20 protein-coding genes are annotated in these 19,384 nt (G+C 72.6%); 13 read left to right on the top strand and 7 right to left on the bottom strand.

The genetic code is table 11. The features are described from left to right. Window positions 1-47 precede the first annotated feature (47 nt). The 6 genes from WMF19_RS06155 to WMF19_RS06130 form a co-directional block, all read right to left on the bottom strand. A complete protein-coding gene (locus WMF19_RS06155) occupies window positions 48-2,012 on the bottom strand; it encodes a 4Fe-4S binding protein (RefSeq protein WP_437898196.1) in 1,965 nt (654 codons plus the stop codon). A 5-nt stretch (window positions 2,013-2,017) separates the two neighbouring features. Next, a complete protein-coding gene (locus WMF19_RS06150; protein ID WP_437898195.1) occupies window positions 2,018-3,010 on the bottom strand; it encodes a DUF362 domain-containing protein in 993 nt (330 codons plus the stop codon). Window positions 3,011-3,121: 111 nt separating this feature from the next. Further along, entirely contained in the window at window positions 3,122-4,930 is a 1,809-nt protein-coding gene (locus WMF19_RS06145; RefSeq protein ID WP_437898194.1) for a serine/threonine protein kinase, read from the bottom strand. 240 nt (window positions 4,931-5,170) lie between these two features. Next, window positions 5,171-5,488 (bottom strand): type II toxin-antitoxin system RelE/ParE family toxin, encoded by a 318-nt coding sequence (locus WMF19_RS06140; RefSeq protein WP_437898193.1) that lies wholly within the window; start codon window positions 5,486-5,488, stop codon window positions 5,171-5,173. Further along, window positions 5,485-5,721: a hypothetical protein gene (locus WMF19_RS06135; RefSeq protein ID WP_437898192.1), complete on the bottom strand. Its 237-nt coding sequence runs from the start codon at window positions 5,719-5,721 to the stop codon at window positions 5,485-5,487. Before WMF19_RS06135 ends, WMF19_RS06140 begins: the two co-directional genes overlap by 4 nt. A gap of 150 nt (window positions 5,722-5,871) precedes the next feature. Continuing rightward, a complete protein-coding gene (locus WMF19_RS06130) occupies window positions 5,872-6,753 on the bottom strand; it encodes a hypothetical protein (RefSeq protein ID WP_437898191.1) in 882 nt (293 codons plus the stop codon). 784 nt (window positions 6,754-7,537) lie between these two features. On the opposite strand from WMF19_RS06130, the gene WMF19_RS06125 reads away from it, so the two are divergent. The 10 genes from WMF19_RS06125 to WMF19_RS06080 all read left to right on the top strand — a co-directional run bounded on the left by WMF19_RS06125 (window position 7,538) and on the right by WMF19_RS06080 (window position 14,845). Then, on the top strand, window positions 7,538-7,894 hold the full coding sequence (locus tag WMF19_RS06125) for a DUF4398 domain-containing protein (RefSeq protein WP_437898190.1): 357 nt from the start codon (window positions 7,538-7,540) through the stop codon (window positions 7,892-7,894). Continuing rightward, the gene (locus WMF19_RS06120) at window positions 7,891-8,355 is read left to right on the top strand and encodes a hypothetical protein (protein WP_437898189.1); all 465 of its coding nucleotides are present in this window, start codon (window positions 7,891-7,893) and stop codon (window positions 8,353-8,355) included. Before WMF19_RS06125 ends, WMF19_RS06120 begins: the two co-directional genes overlap by 4 nt. Before the next feature lie 271 nt (window positions 8,356-8,626). Further along, window positions 8,627-9,061 (top strand): universal stress protein, encoded by a 435-nt coding sequence (locus WMF19_RS06115; RefSeq protein WP_437327860.1) that lies wholly within the window; start codon window positions 8,627-8,629, stop codon window positions 9,059-9,061. 157 nt (window positions 9,062-9,218) lie between these two features. Continuing rightward, window positions 9,219-9,773: a CDP-alcohol phosphatidyltransferase family protein gene (locus WMF19_RS06110; RefSeq protein WP_437898188.1), complete on the top strand. Its 555-nt coding sequence runs from the start codon at window positions 9,219-9,221 to the stop codon at window positions 9,771-9,773. 84 nt (window positions 9,774-9,857) lie between these two features. After that, on the top strand, window positions 9,858-10,781 hold the full coding sequence (locus WMF19_RS06105) for a DUF4349 domain-containing protein (protein WP_437898187.1): 924 nt from the start codon (window positions 9,858-9,860) through the stop codon (window positions 10,779-10,781). Window positions 10,782-10,795: 14 nt separating this feature from the next. Then, the gene (locus WMF19_RS06100) at window positions 10,796-11,278 is read left to right on the top strand and encodes a serine/threonine protein kinase (protein ID WP_437898186.1); all 483 of its coding nucleotides are present in this window, start codon (window positions 10,796-10,798) and stop codon (window positions 11,276-11,278) included. Between the two features lie 106 nt (window positions 11,279-11,384). Next, window positions 11,385-12,170, top strand: a complete 786-nt coding sequence (locus tag WMF19_RS06095) for a hypothetical protein (RefSeq protein WP_437898185.1) — start codon at window positions 11,385-11,387, stop codon at window positions 12,168-12,170. Beyond that, window positions 12,167-13,510: a hypothetical protein gene (locus tag WMF19_RS06090; RefSeq protein ID WP_437898184.1), complete on the top strand. Its 1,344-nt coding sequence runs from the start codon at window positions 12,167-12,169 to the stop codon at window positions 13,508-13,510. Before WMF19_RS06095 ends, WMF19_RS06090 begins: the two co-directional genes overlap by 4 nt. A gap of 98 nt (window positions 13,511-13,608) precedes the next feature. Beyond that, window positions 13,609-14,445: a hypothetical protein gene (locus WMF19_RS06085; RefSeq protein ID WP_437898183.1), complete on the top strand. Its 837-nt coding sequence runs from the start codon at window positions 13,609-13,611 to the stop codon at window positions 14,443-14,445. A 136-nt stretch (window positions 14,446-14,581) separates the two neighbouring features. Further along, window positions 14,582-14,845 (top strand): NifU family protein, encoded by a 264-nt coding sequence (locus tag WMF19_RS06080; protein WP_012233706.1) that lies wholly within the window; start codon window positions 14,582-14,584, stop codon window positions 14,843-14,845. 152 nt (window positions 14,846-14,997) lie between these two features. Here WMF19_RS06080 and WMF19_RS06075 read toward each other — a convergent pair whose 3' ends face one another. Continuing rightward, window positions 14,998-15,852, bottom strand: a complete 855-nt coding sequence (locus WMF19_RS06075; RefSeq protein ID WP_437327853.1) for a hypothetical protein — start codon at window positions 15,850-15,852, stop codon at window positions 14,998-15,000. A 303-nt stretch (window positions 15,853-16,155) separates the two neighbouring features. Here WMF19_RS06075 and WMF19_RS06070 point away from each other — a divergent pair, with 303 nt between their 5' ends. From WMF19_RS06070 to WMF19_RS06060, 3 genes are all read left to right on the top strand, one after another. Beyond that, the gene (locus tag WMF19_RS06070; RefSeq protein WP_437898182.1) at window positions 16,156-16,749 is read left to right on the top strand and encodes a cobalamin ABC transporter substrate-binding protein; all 594 of its coding nucleotides are present in this window, start codon (window positions 16,156-16,158) and stop codon (window positions 16,747-16,749) included. Further along, window positions 16,746-17,564 carry a type I methionyl aminopeptidase gene (map, locus tag WMF19_RS06065; protein ID WP_272100605.1) on the top strand — a complete coding sequence of 273 codons (819 nt, stop codon included), beginning with the start codon at window positions 16,746-16,748 and terminating at the stop codon, window positions 17,562-17,564. Before WMF19_RS06070 ends, map begins: the two co-directional genes overlap by 4 nt. 247 nt (window positions 17,565-17,811) lie before the next feature. Further along, entirely contained in the window at window positions 17,812-19,344 is a 1,533-nt protein-coding gene (locus WMF19_RS06060; protein WP_437799249.1) for an FAD-dependent thymidylate synthase, read from the top strand. Window positions 19,345-19,384 lie beyond the last annotated feature (40 nt).

Below are 19,384 nucleotides of genomic sequence, written 5' to 3'. Positions count from 1 at the left end.
GAGCTGCCTCCTGTCGTGGTCCCGCCGCGCGGAGCCGGCGTGCGCGGTCAAGACGCCTTGTTGTAGTCCGTGTCCTCGAGAAGGATGACGTTCGTCTTCGAGCGGGTCTCGCCGACGCTGGTCACGTAGACCGCGGGCTTGTCCTGCACCGGACACACCTTCTCGCACGCGCCGCAGCCGATGCACAGCGACGGATCGACGTGCGGACGCTGCACGTGGACCATCTTCATCGGCGGCTCCTTGCCGCTCTCGGCCGCCACCGGCTCGCGCTTCGGGATGTCGACCTCCTCGACCCAGATCGCCTTGGGCGACGTCGGGCAGAACTCCTCGCAGACGATGCACGGCACGCTCATCGACCAGGGCAGGCAGCGCCCCTGATCGTAGAACGCGGTGCCGATCGAGATCGGCTTCTGGCCGACGCCCATCTTCTGCTCCTCGGTGATCTTCTGGATCGCTCCGGTCGGGCAGACGTCGCCGCAGAGGACGCAGGAGTGCTCGCAGTACCCGATGCGCGGGATGACGATCGGCGTCCAGAGCCCCTCGATGCCCGCCTCGAAGAACGCGGGGTGGATCGCGTTGTTGGGGCAGACCTTCATGCACTCGGCGCACCGGATGCACCGCTCCAGGAACTCGCGCTCCTCGACCGAGCCCGGCGGCCGGATCACGCGGTGGTCATAGTTCGCGTCGAGCACGTCGGCGATGCGCGCCGTCGGGATGATCACCGCGCCGGCCGCGGCGGTCGCGAGGGCGGTGCGGCGGCCCGTGTCGGGCGTCACGAGGGCGCTCTTCCGGTTCGGCAGGAAGCGGAACTTGATGACGTCCTCGGGGCAGGCGCTCTCGCAGTTGAGGCACATGTGGCACTCGTCCTGCCGCCACTTCACCCCGCCCTGGGGCGAGTCGGCGCCCTGGCAGTGCACGAGGCACAGATTGCAGTCGGTGCACTTCGCGTGATCCTTCTGCATCCCGAAGAGCGCGAAGCGCGCGAACACGCCGAGGAACGCGCCGAGCGGGCAGAGCACGCGGCACCAGAACCGCGGAATGAAGCGGTTCATGAAGAGGATCGCGACAAACAGGATCCCGACGAACCACGTCTGGTGGAAGTAGAACTGCTTCGTCTGCCACACGCTCGCCGCGAGGAAGTCCTGCGTGTGGTCCGCGGCGAGCTGCACCGATCGGCTCCCGGTCCCGGCCGCGGAGCCGGTCACCACGCTGGCGACGTACTGCGCGGCCGGGATGACGGCGAGCCCGATCGCCCGGACCGCCACGCAGATCGGATCGAACAGCCCCCCGATCGCGCTGCCGGCCACGCTCGCCGCGAGGAAGGCGTACATCAGGTAGTACTTCACCCGCTGCCGCGTGTACGTCTTGTTCGCCTCGACGCGCTTGCCGCCCTTGCCGTAGCGCGACGGGAAGATCCACCCGAAGAAATGGTGGAGGGTGCCGAAGGGGCAGATCCAGCCGCAGAACACGCGCCCGAAGACGAGCGTCAGCGCGAGGATCCCGAGCGACCAGAGCAGGCCGCGGTAGACGGTGTGCGTCGAGAGCAGGGTCATCGCGCCGACGAACGGGTCGGCGAGGAGGAAGCCCTCGACGGGGAGCGGCAGGCGCACGCGCGCCTCGGCGGAGGCGAACGAGCCGCGGAAGCCCGTCTGGAACAGGAAGTAGAGGAACAGCCCGAGGCAGCCCGCCTGCACGGCGCGGCGCACCCAGACGAGCACCTGGATCACCTTGCGCGCCGGCAGCCCGGAGCCGGGCCGGCGCTTCGGGGCGGGCCGGACGATCGAGCCGGCCTTGCGCACCATGCGCGACAGCGCGCCCCAGCGGGCCTCCTTCGCGGACGCGGCGGGCGGCGCCGCGCTCCCCTTCGCGGGCGGCGCCGCGCTCGGTGCGGCGGGCGGCGCCGCGCTCGGTGCGGCGGGCGGCGCCGCGCTCCCCTTCGCGGGCGCCGCGCCCGCTCCTGCCGCCGGTTCACGCTGCGCCGGCGCGGCCGGCGTCGGATCGAGGTTTGCCATGAGTACTACACCTCGGCGAGCCGCAGGTTCTGCCAGTGCATCGTGCCCAGGCCCCGCTCGTGGCCCATCTTCAGGTACGGGATCTCCTCCGGCTTGCGGCCGATGAGCTGGCAGCCGTACGCGTCGGCGGCGACCTGGTCGGTCGTCGCGATCACTGTGTGCATGTCCTTCGCGTCGGCGACGTTCCCGCCCTGCGGCCCGTTGCGCATGAGGACGCGGACGGCGTCCACGATGGTGAGCGTCGGCTGGATGAACGTCGCGAGATCGGCGATCGACACGTCGATGTTCTGGTGGAGGCGGTTGCGCCGGCCGCCGAGCGCCCCGTACCAGTTCTTCATCGCCGCGGTGTACCTGGACAGGTTGTGGTGCTTCGCGATCGGGACGTTGATGACCTTGTCCGCGTTGACGAGCGGCGTGTAGACGGGCCAGTCGTCGAGCACCTCGCCCTTCAGGCGCATGCCGCGGAAGCGGTGCGCCGCGGGGATGACGACCTCCGCGCCGACGTCGTAGGCGGCCTTCCAGATGCCGGAGCGCTGGAAGCAGCGGTTCGGCTCGTTGCACGAGGCGTCCGTCACGATGACGGTCTTGGCGCCGGCGTCGTAGGCGAGGCGCACCACCTCGGCCACGACCTTGGGGTTCGTGTTGGCCGCGTGGATCGGCGTGCGATCCCAGCCGATGTTCGGCTTCACCACCACGATGTCCCCGCGCGAGATGAAGCGCCGCATCCCGCCGAGGGCGTCGACCGCCTTCCGGACCAGGGCGGCCGGGTCCGGTGCGCCCCCGGCGACCGCCTCGGCGCCGGCGCGGGCGACGACGAGCTGCGGCAGGTCGGCAGGAGCGTCGCGGAGCCGGTAGTCCCGCGTCTGCTGGCGCTCGGCTGCGGCGGCGGCGCTGCCGCCGCGGTCCCACCGGACCGCCGCGAGCCCGCCCGCGCCCCCGAGGACGAGGCCCGCCGCGCTCAACCGACGCAGCATTTCACGTCGAGAAATGTCACCCATGGCCCTCGCCTTCCCTGGACCTACGGATAGCCTCCCCGGGCGATCGCCACAAGCAGAGGTGGCCTGGCGGCAGCGACGTGCGCCGCCTCCCGGCGCTTCCAGCGACGGCGCTCAAGGAGGAGCCGCGGTGGACGTCGCTGGGGCCGCCGGGGTTGCTGGGGCCGCTGGCGTCGCCGGAGCGCCTGCGGCGGGGGAGGCGCCCGTGTTCGCCGGCTGCGGCGCTTGCGGCGCCTGCGGCGGCGAGCCGCTCGCGGCGGGCGGCGCGTGCGCAGGCGGCGCGTGCGCAGGCGGCGGGGCGGCGGGCTCGTCCGGCTCGTACGGGTCGGCCTTCAGGCGATCGCGCTCCGCAAAACAGCTGGCGCGCTCCGCGTCGCACGCGGCCCGCAGCTGCGCCGCGTTGGCGAGGTCCGCCGAGCGCTGGTCGGCGAGCGCCCTGGCCTCGTCGCGCTCGGCGGTGACGGCGGCGCGCGCCTTCTCGACCTCGGCGAGCCGCTCGTGTTCGGCCATGGCCGCCTTCTGCGCGGCCGCCGCGCTGTCCTCGCACGTCTTGAGGCGCGCCGCCTGGGTCGCGTGCAGCGCCTGGATCTCGCGGGCGTGCTCCGCCTCCGACGTGGAGCCGCTCTTCTGGAGGGTGGCCAGCGTCGCGTTGAAATCCGCGCGATCCTGCTCGCGGGCGCCGCGGCACGCGATCGCCTCGGACTGGGCGATCTGGTGGCTGGCGACGCAGGTATCGAGCTTGTCGAACGACTCGGCGCCCCGCTGGCGGGCCTGCTCGAGCTCGTTCGCGAGCCGCAGCGTCTCGCGCTTCGAGAAGCCGAGCAGCACGACCGCGCAGCCCACGAGGGTCATCGCGCCGGCCGCGATCCGCGCGCGCAGGTAGGACGTCTTCTGCTTGATCCGCAGCCGCTCCGCCTCGCGCTCCGCCTCGCGCTCCGGCTCGAGCAGCACGTCGAGCTCCTCGGCGAGCTGGGTCATCGACGGGCGCTCGTTCGGATCGATCGCGAGCCATCGCCTGAGCGCGGCCTGGAACAGCTCGCGCGGGCGCCCGGTGAGGTCTGGCAGCGCGTTGTCGGCGAGCGGCTTGTCGGCGCGGACGTCGTGCGCCTCGGCGAGCTCGGTGCGGCTCTGCGCGGACTCGCCCGGGAAGTCCCTGGGGTTCACGAGCGAGTAGAGCAGGGTCGTGGCGAGCCCGTACGTGTCCATCTTCTCCGAGAGCGGCACGGCGCCGGGGAAGCCGTTCAGCGCCCGGAGCTGCTCGGGCGAGGCGTAGAGCGCGGTGCCGGCGCAGAAGGAGGCCTCCCGCTCCGCGGCCACGCCCAGGTCGAGCAGGATGGGGTGGACGCGGCCTGCGAACCTCGCGAGGAAGATGTTGTCGGGCTTGACGTCCTGGTGCCGGAGCCCGGCGGCGTGGAGCGCCTCGAGCCCGCGCGCGACGGCGAGGAAGATGTCGTGCGCCTCGCGCAGGCCGAGGGGGCTGCGCTCGAGCCGCTGGGCGAGGGTCTCGCCCTCGTAGACCGGCATGGTGAGCCACACGTAGTCGGCGTTCATGCCGTGGTCCTTCAGCTGGACGACGTGCGGGTGCCCGACGGTCGCGAGCATGACGAGCTCTCGCTCGACGTTCCGCATCGCGTACAGCGAGCGGGGCATGAGCTTGAGGGCGACCTGGTGCTCGGGGACGTCGATCCGCTGAGCGACGTAGACCTTGCCGAACATGCCCTGCCCAAGGAGGCGCCCGAGGCGGTAGAGCCCGCCGACGATCTGGCCGACCTCGGGGAGGATCGACGGGCCGCGGCTGCTGCTCCTCGCGGGGTCGTCGGTCCCGCCGCGCGACGTGGTGCGCACCAGGCTGGACGGATCCGCCACCGTGACGGCGAACGCGTGGACGATCGTGGTGCGGAGGTTGGGGTCGACGGGCGGCACAGCGATTGCCAGAGTAGCGGAAGCAGCGAGCGCTGAGAAAGAAGCCGGCGGACGGAAGACGGCCGGCGCGGGGCGTTTATTCGCGGAGGCTGGCAGAGGCGCCGGCGGGCTCACGTCCTCTCGCTCGGAGCGTCGCGTCGACGCGGAGGTGCGCCACCGTGGCTATCCTGGCGCTACGGCTCCGGGAGAAAACGGACGTCGAGCGTCGCGCCTACGTGCACGAGTCCACCCGGCTGCCGCTCACTCCAGCGAGAGCTGCGGCGGCCGCCCGCGCAGGGCGCTCCAGACGGCCAGCACAAGGACCTCTCCGCTCTCGCGGTCAACGACGTAGTAGACCAGGTAACGCGATGTCGGGAGTGGAGCGCGGCGAACGCCTTTGATCCGCCGGTGCGCGTGCGGTGCTCCGGCCTCGGGCGCTGTCCTGAGCAGGCTGAGCAGGGCCGCGAGCTCCTCGCGGAACAGGGAAGGAGCGGCAGGTCGGTTCTCGATCCACCATGCGGCCGCTTCCCTCGCCTGGCGGACGGCTTCTCTGGTGAGCCGGATGCGGGCTCGCTTCATCCGCGCGCCGGCTCGAGGCGCGCGATCTCCTCCAGAAACTCGTCCGCGTCGATCGTGCCTTCGCGCGCGCTCGCCAGCGACACCTCGAGCGCCTCGTCGAGACGAGCCCGCTCTTCTCCGTCCAGGTCGTCGTTGTCGGCCACCACGAGATCGATCACGGTCCCCTCGGCAAAGCTCGTCGGCTCGTCGAGGATCAGCCGGCCGCCGTGCACTTTGGCTCGCAGCGCGCTCATGACCGCAGCGTACCATCCGGGGTCCGCCCAGGGAAGCTCAGCAGAAGCGCTGGGCTTCCCTGGGGGCAGCGTCGCTCGACGCCTGTGTCTCGGGCTGCGATCGCGCTCTGGATCGCTTGCCGCGGCGAGGCGAGCCCCCTCGCCTGCCGCTCAGCCTTCCAGGGGCATCGCTGGCGCCGCCGGCGAAGGCGTCGCCGGCGCGGGTGCTGCGGGCGAGGGTGCCGCCGTCGCCTTGGCCCGCCGGGCCGCTGCGCGCTTGCGGCGCTCGTACGCGCTCGTCACATCGCGCACGATCTCCGGCTGGCCACGGAACACGAAGCGCGCCGCGTTCCGCACGAGGCCCATGCGCTCGACCAGCAGCGTCGCCAGCTTGTTGCGGAGCAGCAGCGCCTCCTGTGCCTGCCTGGAGATCGCCTCCGCCTGCGCCGGCCGGCTCCGCAGCTCGACCGCCACGGCGCGCGCCTCGTCGAGGTGAGCCGGCTCGAAGCCGCCGAGCCCGTCGAGCGCGTCGCGGTGCTTCTCCCCGAGCAGCGCGTAGTCGTCCAGCGCGCTCGCCAGGGCGTCGGCCGTGTCGGGATCCTCCGCGTGCGCCGCGTCGATGCGGGCCAGCATCTCGTCCTTTGCGTCGTCCACGCCGTCGTCGAAATAGAAGGTCAGCGTCGCCGAGATCTCCCCCAGCAAGAACTTCCCGCGCTCGCGAGGGCTCTTGTTCTTCTCGACGGTCAGGAGATACCGCGTCTGCGCCTCCTGCGTGGCGCGCTGCAGCGAGAGGATCTCTTCTGCCGTCCTCGGCCCGAGGCGCGCGGCGTCCCCCTTCTTGCCGTCCTTCGGGACCGCCGACTCGAGGCCCAGGCGGGTCACCCGCTTCTGGGCATCGACCTGTGTCTTCCAGTACTTGTCGCAGAACTTCGCCACGTCGACCGCCTCCCCGAGGAGCACGTGCAAGGGCACCGTGATCGCCGGGAGATTGCCGGCGCTCATCTGCTGGACGACGTCCGACCACTGCTCGATATCGCTCTTCTTCTTCGCCATTTCGACCTCCCCTGGGTCGCGGCGCCGGACCCCCTGTCCGGCGCGGCAATCCCGGGCATCCATTCCGGAGAGCCGTGAACCGGGCTCCCCTTCACAAGGACCTCGACGCGTCACTCCCGAGCTCGTGCGCCCCGAGAGGCGCAGGGCCGTTATCGAAGCGCGCGAGGCTCGGGAGCTTCGCGACACGGCCACAGGGATACACGTGGCGTGCCTGGACAGAACGGCTCCAGGGACAGAGGACGATGCGTCGGGATGTCCCTGGCGCGTCGCCCCCTGTCCCTCGCGGCACGCATGTGGGTCCCTGACGCTTCATCGCACGTCCCTGATACGCAGCCTCCCTGTGCCTTGCGGGAGCACCTCGGCCCGCGCCCGGCTCTTGCCCATGTCCCTGGTGGCGATCTCTGTGTCCCTGGCCGCCGTCTGCCTGTCCCTGGAGGCTTCCCTCGGCCATCGGATCGGTGGGATGGTCGAGGTCGGGAGTTCACTCTCCTGACAACTTGCCGCAAGCGCTGTTGCACGCGACCGGGGTATCGCGCGGCGCGAGGGGCGCGTGCCGTCGGAGGCGCCGTAAGGCGATGCGGGATCACGCAATCCTTTGCGCGAGCGCCGGAAACGGCACGAGGGCCGCGGCATGCATTCGGGCCACGCAGCGGAACGCCCCCGCTGGAGCGAGAAGCTCGCGCGCAGGGGAGCGCGCTGGCCTGGTCGATGCACAAAGGCGCCCGAGATGCGCCACGGTGCACAACGGTGCCACCTGGCGCTGTGAGATCGGGAATCCACGCAAATGTTCGCCAAAGCCGCGCTCGTGCTCGCCGCCCTGGAGCTCGCCGGATGTGCCGTCCTTCGATCGCCGGCGGCGCCGCCCGAGCTCTCCCACGCGCTCTCGGCGATCCGCGCGGCGGAGCGGGAGGGCGCGGGCGCGGACCGGCGCTCGGCGATGCACCTCGCGCTGGCGAAGAGCGAGCTCGCCCAGGCGAGGCGGCGGCTGTCGGTGGGCGACAAGGAAGGAGCCCGCTGGCTGCTGCGGAGGGCCGAGGTCGACGCGGAGCTCTCGACGCTCATGGTGAGGGAGGCGGGGCTCCGCGACGCCGCGAGCCGCACGCTGGACGAGGCGAGCACGCTCGCGGGGCGGGCCGAGTGACGGGCCGCGCGCGCGCCGCGGTCCCGCTCGCGCTGGCGCTCTCGCTCGCGGGCTGCGCTCGGAGCGCGGCCGGGCCGCCTCCCGAGCTCGTCACGGCGCGCGCCGCCGTCGTGCAGGCGCGGGACAACCCGCTCTCCCCGCTCGCGATCGCCGAGCTGAAGCAGGCCGAGCAGGCCCTCGCGATCGCCGAGCGCGAGGAGCGGAAGAACCCGCGCTCGCCCTCCGCGCGCGACGCCGCCTACGTGGCGCGGCGGAGGGCGCAGTGCTCGCTGCTGTCCTCGCTCGTGCGCGCGAACCAGAGCGCCCTCGAGCGCGCGCGGCAGAGCCAGCGCTCCGCGGAGCACCGGCGCGCGCGCGCCGGCGGCGAGCCTGCCCCCGCGGCGCCCGCCCCTGCCGACGACGTCGATCTCGACATCGCGCTCGATCGCGCGCGCATGCGGCCCCAGCAGTCCGCCAGGTGATCGCGGCCGCGCTCCTGCGCTGCCGTGCTCGCCGCGGCGCGCCCGCGTGACGCCTGATTTGCCGCGGAATCCGGGCGGATCGGCCCCAGCGCCCCAGCGCGCTGCATACCGCCCAGGGCGTCAGCGCGGCCTCGGCGGGACGATTTCTCCTGGGAGTGGCCAATTTTTGGATCCAAGATGCGCGCGACGCGCCTCCGCCAGCGGCGAAAGCGTCCCGGAGGTCAGCGGCGGTCGAGGTTCGATGGGACACCCGTCCCGCGAGGAGAGCGCGATGAAGGAAGGCGCGAACGTGATACTGGTGCCCGTCGACTTCGAGGCGGCCTCGATGAAGGCCATCGAGCTCGCGAGGGATCTGGGCGCGAGGCTCGGGCACCGGGTCGTGCTGCTGCACGTCTATCAGCTCCCGGTCTACACGTACCCCGGGCTCGAGCCGGCGCTGATGCCCGGGTTCCACGCCGAGGTGAGCGCCGCCGCGTCGCGCGCGGTCCAGCAGCTGTCGGCGCAGACAGGGGGGCTCTCGACGGCGCTGCGCGAGGGCGACCCTGCGACCGAGATCCTCGCCGCCGCCGAGGAGCAGGGGGCGGCGATGATCGTCATGGGCACGCACGGCCGCCGGGGGATCACGCACCTCTTCCTCGGGAGCGTCGCCGAGCAGGTGATCCGGAAGAGCAACATCCCCGTGCTCACGGTGCGCGTGGCCAGCTGATCCTCGGCGGCGCCTCGCGGTAAGCGGACCGGCGCGGCTGCCGGCCGGGGCGCGGCGGGCAGGGCCGCGCTCGACTGGGTTAAGGCAGGCTCGACCGCGCTCGACGCGGGTCAGGGCCCCGGCTTCTGCGTCGCATGCGGCGCGTGGAGTTCCTCGCATGTCGCCCCTGTCTCCGCGCGATCTCGCGCTTCCGCCGAACCTCCTGAGCTTGGCCCGGCTGCCGCTGGCGGCGCTGTTCCCGATCGTGGCCACGCAGCCTGCGCTCGCCCTCACCGTCCTCTGCTGCGCAGGCCTGACGGACGTGCTCGACGGCTGGCTGGCCCGCCGCTCCGGTCAGGTGACGCCCACCGGGGCGATCGTCGACCCGATCGCGGACAAGGTGTTCGCGCTCGCGGTGGTGGGCACGCTCCTCGAGAGCGGCGCGCTCCCCCTCTGGGGCATCCCGGCGCTGCTCGCCCGCGAGCTCCTCGAGCTGCCGCTCGCGCTCTGGATCGCGGTGAGCCGCCGCTTCCAGGGCGCGCGCCTGTCGGCGGCGAGCGCCAACATCCCTGGCAAGCTCGCCACGGCGGTGCAGTTCGCGGCGGTCTTCGCCGCGATCGCGCTCCCCTCGGCGCTGACCGCGATGCTCGCCGCGTCGGCGATCGCGGGCGCGGCCGCGGGCGTCTCGTACTGGGCGCGCCAGCTCCGCCGCGTGCCTGGGGCGGCGGCGTAGGCGACGCCTGGAGGCGCTCCTGGTGTAAGGTCGGCCGAAGCGGCGCGTTGAGCGCCTGCCACCGGCTCCATGCTCCGAGGAACCATGCGAAGAACGCTGCCCGTCTGGGCTCTCCTTGCCTCGCTCGCCGGCCCCACCGCCTGCAGCTCCGCCCCTTCGGCGGCGCGCGACGCCTCCAGCTCGCCGTCGTACGGAGCGGCGCCGGCCCCGGTGGCAGGGATGCCTCCTGGCGTCATGCAGACGACCGGCGCGTCGACGCGCTCGGGATCGGTGCGCGAGGAGTCGTACGACGCCGAGGTGTCGGCGGCGGGGGATTTCGCCAAGGCCGCGCCGCCGCCGGCGTCCGGCGGCGGCGCTCAGCCCCCGGCGGCGAGGCCGGCGCCGACCGCCGCTACGCCGCAGCCGGCGCCGACCTCGTCCGGCGCCGCGCCGCAGGGCGCGCCCCAGGCCGCCGGCGAGGTGAGCGCGGCGCGCGCGCCCCTCCTCGTCTACACGGCGGACATCGCGATGGCGGTGTTCGAGGTGGGCGCGTCGCTCGGCAAGGTCGAGGCGCTCGCGCGGGATCTCGGCGGCTTCCTCGCCCGCCGCGACGATCGGACGATCACGATCCGCATCCCCGCCGCGCGGTTCGACGAGGCGCTGAAGCGCCTGGAGGGGCTCGGCGACATCCTCCAGCGCAACGTGGTCGCCGAGGACGTGACCGAGGAGTTCCTCGATCTCGGCATCCGCATCCGGAACGCGCGTGCCGTGCGCGATCGCCTGGAGAAGCTCCTCGAGAAGGCCGCCAAGGTCGAGGAGTCGATCCAGCTGGAGCGCGAGCTCGCGCGCGTCTCCAGCGAGCTCGAGCGCCTCGAGGGGCGGCTCAAGTTCCTGCGCGATCGGGTCGCGTTCTCGACCCTCACCGTGACCTTCCAGCCGCGCTCGACGGAGACCCTCGCCCCGTCGGGACCGCGGCTCCCCATCGACTGGCTCAACGAGCTCGGCCTCTCGCGGCTCCTCAACCTGTGAACCGGGCGCCTCCGATGAACCACTCCCTTCGCCACGCCTTCGTCCTCCTCGCCTCGCTCGCCGGAGCGGCGGCGCTGATCGGCTGCGGCCGGCCCTTCGTCCCGGCGACCCCGCCGGGGTTCGTCGACCTCGGCGATCGCTACGGCGACGACGAGTACCGCGCGACCACCGCCGAGGGGCTGGTGATCGGGATCCGCGCGTTCGAGAACGATCCGAAGGGCGACCTCGCCTTCTGGTCCCGCGTGATCGAGAAGCGGCTGCGCGAGGGCGGCGGCTACGCGCTGCTCGGCAAGACCGACGTGAAGGCCCGGAACGGCCAGCCGGGCGTCCAGCTGCGCTTCGGGCACGACGAGGGGAAGGAAGCGCACCTTTATTACCTCTCCGTCTTCGTCAACGACGATCGCGTCTTCCTCCACGAGGCGGGCGGCGCGAAGGCGCTTGTCGAGCGGCATCAGCAGCAGATCGACTGGGCTATCCGCAACTTCCTTCCGGAGTGACGCGCGCTGCCCGCGTCGGCCGCGCGCGCGTCCCTGCAGCCGCGGCGCCGCTGCGCTTGCTCGCGGAAGCCCTGTTTGCTACCTGGCGGACGTGCGTTCCCGCCCCATGCCCTGTGACGCGCGGCAGCGCCGGTCGAGCCAGGCGCTGCTCCTCGCCCTCGCGGCCACGCTCGGCAGCGCCGACGCCCTGGCGCACGGCGGAGGAGAGAAGCCGCTCGCCGCCGTGCCCGCGCCGCCCCCCGGCGACGGCGCCAAGGCGGCGCAGATCCTCCGCGAGATCGAGGGCCGCGTCGCGCCCCCGCCCGCAGCCGTCGCCGGCGAGAAGGCCGCCGACGGCGAGAAGGGCGCTGTCGGGGCGCCGCCCGTCGAGCCGATCGCAGCGAGCGGGCCTTCGCCGACCGCCGCGAAGGTCGTCGCCGAGCCGGTGGCGCAGGCGAAGCGCGCGCTCCAGCGCGCCCACGGCGCGCGCGCTGCGGGCGACGCGGCGCACGCGCGGCAGCTCGACGCGGTGGCCCTCGAGTGGGCGGAGACGGCGAGGACGCTGCTGCGCGCCGCCGCGGCGGAGGCGACGGCCGTGGAGGCAGCGAAGCGCGCGCGCGAGGTCGAGACGAAGCTCGAGCGGGCGCGCGCGCTGCTCGAAGAGACGCAGGCGCGGCGAGGCCGCGCCGCGGCGGAGCTCGATCGGATCGAGGCCGAGGCGCGCGAGGCGACAAGGACGGCGGCGGACGTCGAAGCGCAGCGGATAGAGGCCGGCAAGAGAGGGGCGGCGCCCAAGGAGGCGAGGCCGGCGACGCGGGGGGCCGAGCGGGCCGCCGCCGCGGCGCCAGGCGCCGGGCCCAAGGGCGGCGCCGCCAAGGCGACGGCTCCCGCGGGCCAGGAGGGCAGGCCTTGAGCGCGCGTCGCCTCGCAGGGGTCGCCATCGCGGCGGTGCTCCTCGGCGCGTGCGCGCCGATCCCGCGGCCAGCGGTGCTCGATGATCTCGAGCATGTCCGCGCGGGGGCGGTCGCCGCCGAGTCGAAGCGGTACGCGCCGGGCGCGTTCGCGCGGGCGGAGAAGCTCCGCGGCGACGCGCTCGCCGCGCTCGAGAGCGAGGATCGATCCGGGGCGCAGATCCTGGGCGAGCAGGCCATCGCGGCGCACGCGCACGCGCACGCGCTCTCGCGGGTGGCTCGGGCCGAGGCGGCCGAGACCGAGGCGAAGGCGCAGCGCTCCGCCGGCGAGGCGTCGCTCGCGGGCATCGAGGCCGAGCAGTCGCGCGTCGCGGCCGAGGTCGACGCGCTCGACATGCGGACCAAGGTCGCCCGTGACGCGCAGCCCGTGGTCCCGTCGGGCAAGGCCGACGCGGATCGCGAGAAGGCGCGCCTCGCCGCAGCGCGCTCGCTCGCGCTCCAGGCCCGCCTGCTGTGCGGCGCGGCGCGCCTCCTGATCGCGCCGGCGCCGCCGGACGGCGCGCAGCCCGCAAGCGCCGGCCCTGCAGGCGCGCAGCCCGCTGCCGCGACCCCTGCAGGCGCGCAGCCCGCTGCCGCGACCCCTGCAGGCGCGCAGCCCGCTGCGGCGAGCCCCGCCGGAGCCCAGCCCGCGACCGCGAGCCTCGCTGGCGCCCAGCCCGGCAGCGCCGAGCTCGCGGCGCAGCTCGAGGGAGCGACCGCCGCGATCAAGAAGCTCGACGCGGAGCTCGCGGAGGCGAGCGGCTCCACCCGCGCCATCCCGGCGCCGATCGACCAGGCTTCCCGCGCCCGTGCGGGCTGCCTCGCCGCGCTGACGGCCGCGCGCCGCGCCGCCACGCCGGTGACCCGCGCGCCTGGCGCCGGTGATGCGCTCCTCGCAGAGCTGTCGGCCGCAGGCACCTGGTCGCCCGTCCGCGACGATCGCGGCATCGTCGTCACGCTTCGCGGGCTGTTCGCCGGCAACGCCCTCACGAAGGCCGGCGAGGCGCGCCTCCACGACCTTGCGCTGGTCGCCGCGGCGCACCCCTCCTTTCCCGTGGCCGTCGTCGTGCACACGGACCGGGAGCTCAGCGCCAGGGAAGAGCCTGCATGGGCGGCGCGGGCCGATGCCGTCGTCCGCGCCCTGGGCCCGGCGCGAGGAGCGGTCGCCGCGGGGGCGCCCGCGAGCCCGTCCATCGCGCCGTTCCTCGCGGGATCCGCGTCCCCGGTCGTCGATCCGGGGGGCAGCGAGCGCGCCCGCAACGCCCGGGTCGAGATCATCTTTGTAACCCCGGAAACCCTGTGAGGCGCGATGGTCCCGGCCGCCGGAACTCCGCTCGCCTCGGAGAGTCGTTCTCGATGATGCGCTCTTCCACCTTCGCCCGAAGCGAAAGCAAGCCTGCCGTGCTCGCCTGTGCGCTGGCCGCCGCCCTCGGGAGCGCGTGTCAGGAGGACGGCAAGACGTCCCAGAAGCACGCCGCGGAGCTCTGCGCCAAGCTCGCGCCGCTGGTCGCGGAGGACGTCGGCCAGGTGCGGACCGGCCTCCCCGCGGGCTCGCAGAAGCTCGCGGCGCTGGTGGACACCGACCCGGGCGCAAACCTGCTCGGGCTCCAGAAGGCGATCGCGGGAGCGCGCGCCTCGGTGAAGGAGCTCGAGTTCGCCAAGAGCACCTTCTTCTCTTTCGCCGATCCGAGCGGCACGGTGCTGCGCAGCGAGGCCGATCCGGACATGCTCGCGAACAGGTCCGTCCTGGCCTCGTTCCCCGAGCTCAGGAAGGTGCTGGCGCCGGGCAGCGGCGTCGTCGAGGCGTTCGGGGAGATGCAGGAGATGCGCGGGGTCAGGAACGGCCCCGATCTCCAGTGGGTCGCCGTGCACCCGGTCACGCGGAGCGGCGGCGAGCTCCAGGGCCTCTTCGTCACGGGCTGGTCGTTCCGCGCCTACGCGTACCGGCTGCAGGAGGCGGCCAAGCGCGACATCGCCGAGCTCGCCAAGCGCGACGGGTTGAAGTCGACGCCGCTGCTCTACGTCTTCGCGTGGAAGGGCGCGAAGGCGTACGGCGGACCGGTGACGCCCGACGTCAACACCGAGGCGCTCGAGAAGCTGGACCTGCCGGCGAAGACCGCCTCGGGCCCCTGGAGCGGTACGGTGGAGATCGCCGGCCGCACCTTCGGCGCTGCGGCGCAGCGCGCCCCGGAGCTCGCCGCGGACGCCGGCGTCGCCGCGCTCGTCTCGACGCTCTGAGCGCGAGCTCCGGGGCGGCCCCCCGGCCTGCGGCCCGGGTGCCGTGACGGTCGGCGGCGGGCCTGGGGGAGATCTCCTTATCGAGCGCTACCGTGCTAGGCTGTGGCGACTGGCTCGCGCTGCCGAGCTCACCCCCATGCCGGCTTCCATCGATCAGCTTCTCAAGGTTTGCCGCGAGGTGATCGCGCCGCTCGTCCGAGCCGACGGCGGTGAGCTCTACATCGTGGCCGTCGAGCCCGATCACCTGACGCTCCACCTGGCCGGCGCATGCTCGGGCTGCCCCGGAGCCATGCTCACCGCGCGCGCGGTGATCGAGCCAGCGGTGCTCGCTGTCGCGCCGTCCGCACGGGTCATCGTGACCAACGGCATGCGTGTCCCCGATGGCGCCTCCCTCGCTTGAGGCGGGCACCCGCTGCGGAGACGGGCCCATCTCGACGTTTTCGGTGCTCAGCGCACTGGAGTGCGCTTGCGCGCCGAAAACGCCGATCTGGGCCCGTCTCCTGTGCGGGTGACCGCCTCAGCTGGGGCTACCGGGACGGGGCCGGAAAAGAGCTACTTCTTTTTGCCGGGCTTGTCGGCGGAGGGGGGCGGGCCGGGAGGGGGCTCTTCCTTGCGGACGGCGGAGGCGACGGCGGGGTCGATGGCGTTCGTGTCGGCCGGCTTGTTGGGGCGAAGCGACTCGAGGCTGCCAAGCGTCACCAGGTCCTCGTAGGCGAACGCGATCTCGGAGTCGCTCCGCTCGATCGCACGGAAGTGCGTGGCGGCGTCCTTCCAGTCGACCTCGTTGACGTAGCGGCCCTTGTCCGGAGCGGGCGGCGTCACGCGGCCAGGCACCCCGAACGCCGTCGCGAGCTTGACCACGGCGGACGCATAGTCCTTCCCGCGGGCGGCCTTCTCGCCCAGCGGGTGCTCGTCGATGATCTTCCAGAGCTTGTCCTGGATGAAGAAGAAGTACCGCTTCCCGCTGTCGCGGGTCAGCGTCATCATCGATTCCTTGTTGAGGTAGGTGTACTCGCCCTTGAGCGGCGTCCCGTCGATGCCGGTCGGCAAACTGCCGAAGTCGATGCGGCTGCGGCGGAACGCGCTCTTCTCCTCGGCGAGCTCCGCGTCGAGCGCCCTCATCTTCACGCCGGGCGAGATCGCCTTGTAACGCGGCACGTACGCCTCATCGAGCATCTTGTCGATGACCGCCGCCACCTGCTTGGTGGTCATCCCCCAGGCGATGCCCGCAGGCGTCAGCGCGATCGTCTTCTTCGTCACCGGCGTATCGGCAGGCTTGGCAGGAGCCGCGGCAGGCGCCCCGGCCGTCCCCCGCTTCTGCTGGGCAGCCGCCACGGTCGCACTCGTGATCGCCGCAAGGCCCAGCCCCAGAGCCAGCGCCGCTCCCAGGAGCCTCTTCGCTTTCATGTTCCTCCTCCAGCCGGCGCAGGCCCTGTCCCTGCGCTCTGTGCAATCGCAAAAGCCAGGAAACCCAGCCCGGCAAGCCGGAGAACGCTAGCACCTGCGGTAGGACAGGAGAATAGGTTCTCCGCACCGAGCGGGGTCGACCGCCGTTGGACGATCGCTCGGGTGGATCGATGGAGAGCGAGCGCAAGGCGGATCGCGAATCGGATCGCGACGAGGGCAAAACAGGCTCGGCAGCGCGTGTGGCCGGTGTGTGCCGGGTCCTGACAGGGAACGGCCGACGTGCTACGAGCTCTGGCCCCAAGGATGATCCCTGCCGCCGGTGCTGCACCTTTGCGCCTTGCGCTCGCCGCGCTGGCGGCCCTTGGCCCCGCCGGCGGCTGCGTCGCCGATCACGAGCGCCCCGCGGCGTCCGTCGATCCAGAGGCCGGCCTGCCCGCATGGGAGGGGCGCGCGCGCGAGGTCTTCGACGACAACATCGAGCCGGCCGCCGTGGGCTTCTCGCTGGACGGCCCCTCGCCCAGATCGGACCCGTTCCTGCGCGAGAGGGCGCAGACGGCAGACGTTGTCGCGCGGGTCCGCGTCAACACGGTGACCGTCGACTCGATCGGCGAGCAGAGCACCTACCACCTCGGGATCCAGGTCGGCTACCCTCCGCTGGCCACACCCCGGGCGTCGGACCGGACGTTCGAGCTCCACATCCGGCCGCAGAGCCGCGCGTTCGGCGTCGCGAAGGCGATCGACGCACGGCTCCGCGGGCTCACCTTCATCGCCTTCATCCGGCGCTTCGCCGGCGAGGCTGGCGAGCCGGAGATCCACTGGCACCTTTCACCTGATACAGCGGAGGTCGCCGCGGCCGTCAAGGAGGCCGTCGTCCTCGGGGAGCTGTCTGCGCCGTGAGCAACGTGAGCATCAAGACGGTCAAGGAAGTCGACGCCCTCCGCACAGCCTCGCAGATGGCTGCGGAGACGCTCCTCGGCGTCGGCGAAATGATCCGCGCCGGCATCACCACCGAGGACATCAACACCTTCGTCCACGAGGACACGATCCGCCGCGGCGGCTACCCCGCGCCGCTCAACTACCACGGGTTCCCGAAGAGCGTCTGCACCTCGATCAACGAGGTGGTCTGCCACGGCATCCCGTGCGACCGCGTCCTCGTTCCGGGCGACATCATCAACGTGGACGTCACCACGATCTACAACGGCTTTTACGGCGACACGTCCGCGACCTTCTACATCGGCAAGCCGTCGGCCGAGGCGAAGCACGTGACCGAGGTGTCCCGGCGCAGCCTGCAGCTCGGCATCGCCCAGGTCCGGGACGGGGCGCGCCTCGGCGACATCGGGGCCGCCATTCAAGAATTCGCCGAGGGCGAGGGCTGCTCGGTGGTGCGGGCCTTCGTCGGGCACGGCATCGGGCGGCGCTTCCACGAGGCGCCGCAGGTCTCGCACGTGGGCAAGTACGGAAGCGGCGCCCGCCTCCGCGCCGGCATGTGCTTCACGATCGAGCCGATGATCAACCTCGGCACCTACGAGGTCGAGATCCAGGAAGACAAGTGGACCGCGCTGACGGCCGATCGCTCGCTGTCGGCGCAGTTCGAGCACACCATCGTCGTGACGAGGAACGGCTGCGAGGTGCTGACCCGTCGCAGCCGGCCGCTCGCGAACAGCGAGATCTTCGCCGATCCGTTCGCCGTCTCCGCGGCGCGAGCGCTCTGACGCAGAGCGCGCTCGACGCGCTCGACGCGCTCGACGCGCTCGACGCGCTCGACGCGCTCGACGCGCTCGACGCGCTCGACGCGCTCGACGCGCTCGACGTCAATTGCGCGCCGCGCCCGGACCACGCGCGCCGGCCAGCCCCGGCCACGAGGGCCGACGCGGCGGTGAGCTGACGTGGGCCGGATCTGTCGATCGGGACCGAGTTTTGTCGACCGTCCAGCCGGCGATTGGGAGTAGAAGCAGGGGCATGGCCTTGGACGAAGCGTCGCGTGCCCGCATCGCGCCGTATGTGTCGAGCCCGACGGCCGACGTCTTCTCGCTGTCGGGTCTGCCGGAAGAAGTCATCGCCGTCCTGTTCGCGTACTACTCGCGCAGCCGGGACGATCTGCGCACCAACCTGGCGCGCCTGCTCGGCGACGAGGAGCTCGACGTCGCCCCGGAGGCCGACGGCCGGCCGCGCCGGGGCCTCGCGTTCGCGTCGGACAAGGCGCGGAGCTTCCACGAGAAATGGGTCGTGGGCTACGGCCACGCGTCGGTCGCCGAGCACGCCGTCGTGCACCTCGCGATCGAGAACGTCAGCATCGTCGCCTCCAAGGTGATCGAGGACCTGCGGCTCGGCTCGTACACGGAGAAGAGCACGCGCTACGTGGTCTTCGATCAGCACTCGTTCATCGATCTGCCGGAGCTCGACGCCGAGCACGCCGCGAAATACAAGGCGTCCAGCGAGCGGCTCTTCGCGACCTACCTCGACCTCGTCCCCAGGGTGACCGAGCGGCTCGGCGCGCGCTCGCCGAAGCCCGAGAAGATGTCGGACGCGGCCTACAAGGGGGCGCTGCGCGCGCAGGCGTGCGATCTCCTGCGCGGCCTCCTGCCGGCGGGGACGCGGACGAACATCGGCCTCACCGCGAACGCGAGGGCCCTCGAGATCCTGCTCACGAAGATGCTGTCGCACCCGCTCGAGGAGGTGCGCAGGGTCGCCCGCGACATGCACACGGCGGCGCTGGCCGTGACGCCGACGCTCGTGAAGTACGCCGCGCCGAACGAGCTCCGGCAGACGCTGCAGGCCACGGTCGCCGCGGCGATGAAGCGGGTCTACACGCCGCCGGAGGAGGGCGTGAGCGCGACGATGGTGATCAACCAGCCCGTCCGGCTGGTGCGCTACGACAAGGACGCGCTGGAGCGCGTCGCGCTCGCGCTCGCGTACGACGGCAGCGATCCGGGCGTGCACGCCTACAACCTGAGCGACGCGCTCCGCCGCGCGACGCTGCCGGAGCTCATCGGGATCGCGAAGGCGGCGTGCGAGAAGCGCGGCCCGTACGACGCGCCGCCGCGCGCGTTCGAGGCGTCGAGCATGACCTTCGAGCTGATGCTCGACTACGGCGCGTACCGCGACCTGCAGCGCCACCGGATGCTGACGCCCGCGACGCAGCGGCTCACCTGCAGGCTCGGCTTCGAGACGCCGCAGGCCCTCTCGGAGCTCGGCCACGCCGAGGCGTATCAGGACGCGATGCTCGCCGCGCGCGACGCGTGGAACGCGATGGAGGAGCGCTACCCCCTCGAGTCGCAGTACGCGGTGCCGCTCGGCTTCCGCGTGAGGACCCTCTGGACGCTGAACCTGCGCGAGCTCTTCCACGTCATCGAGCTCCGCTCGGCGAAGCAGGGGCACACGAGCTACCGGCGCATGGCCCAGGGTCTCTACCGCACCGCTATCACGGTGCACCCCTGGCTCAAGGACCTGATCCGCGTCGATCTGAACGACTACGCGCTCGCGCGTAGCTGATCCGCGCCAGGCCCTGGGTACGCCGTCGCAGAGCGGCGGT

The organism is Sorangium sp. So ce124 (assembly GCF_051525235.1).
Classification (GTDB): domain Bacteria; phylum Myxococcota_A; class Polyangia; order Polyangiales; family Polyangiaceae; genus Sorangium; species Sorangium atrum.
This window is presented reverse-complemented; position numbering and strand designations above follow the sequence as displayed.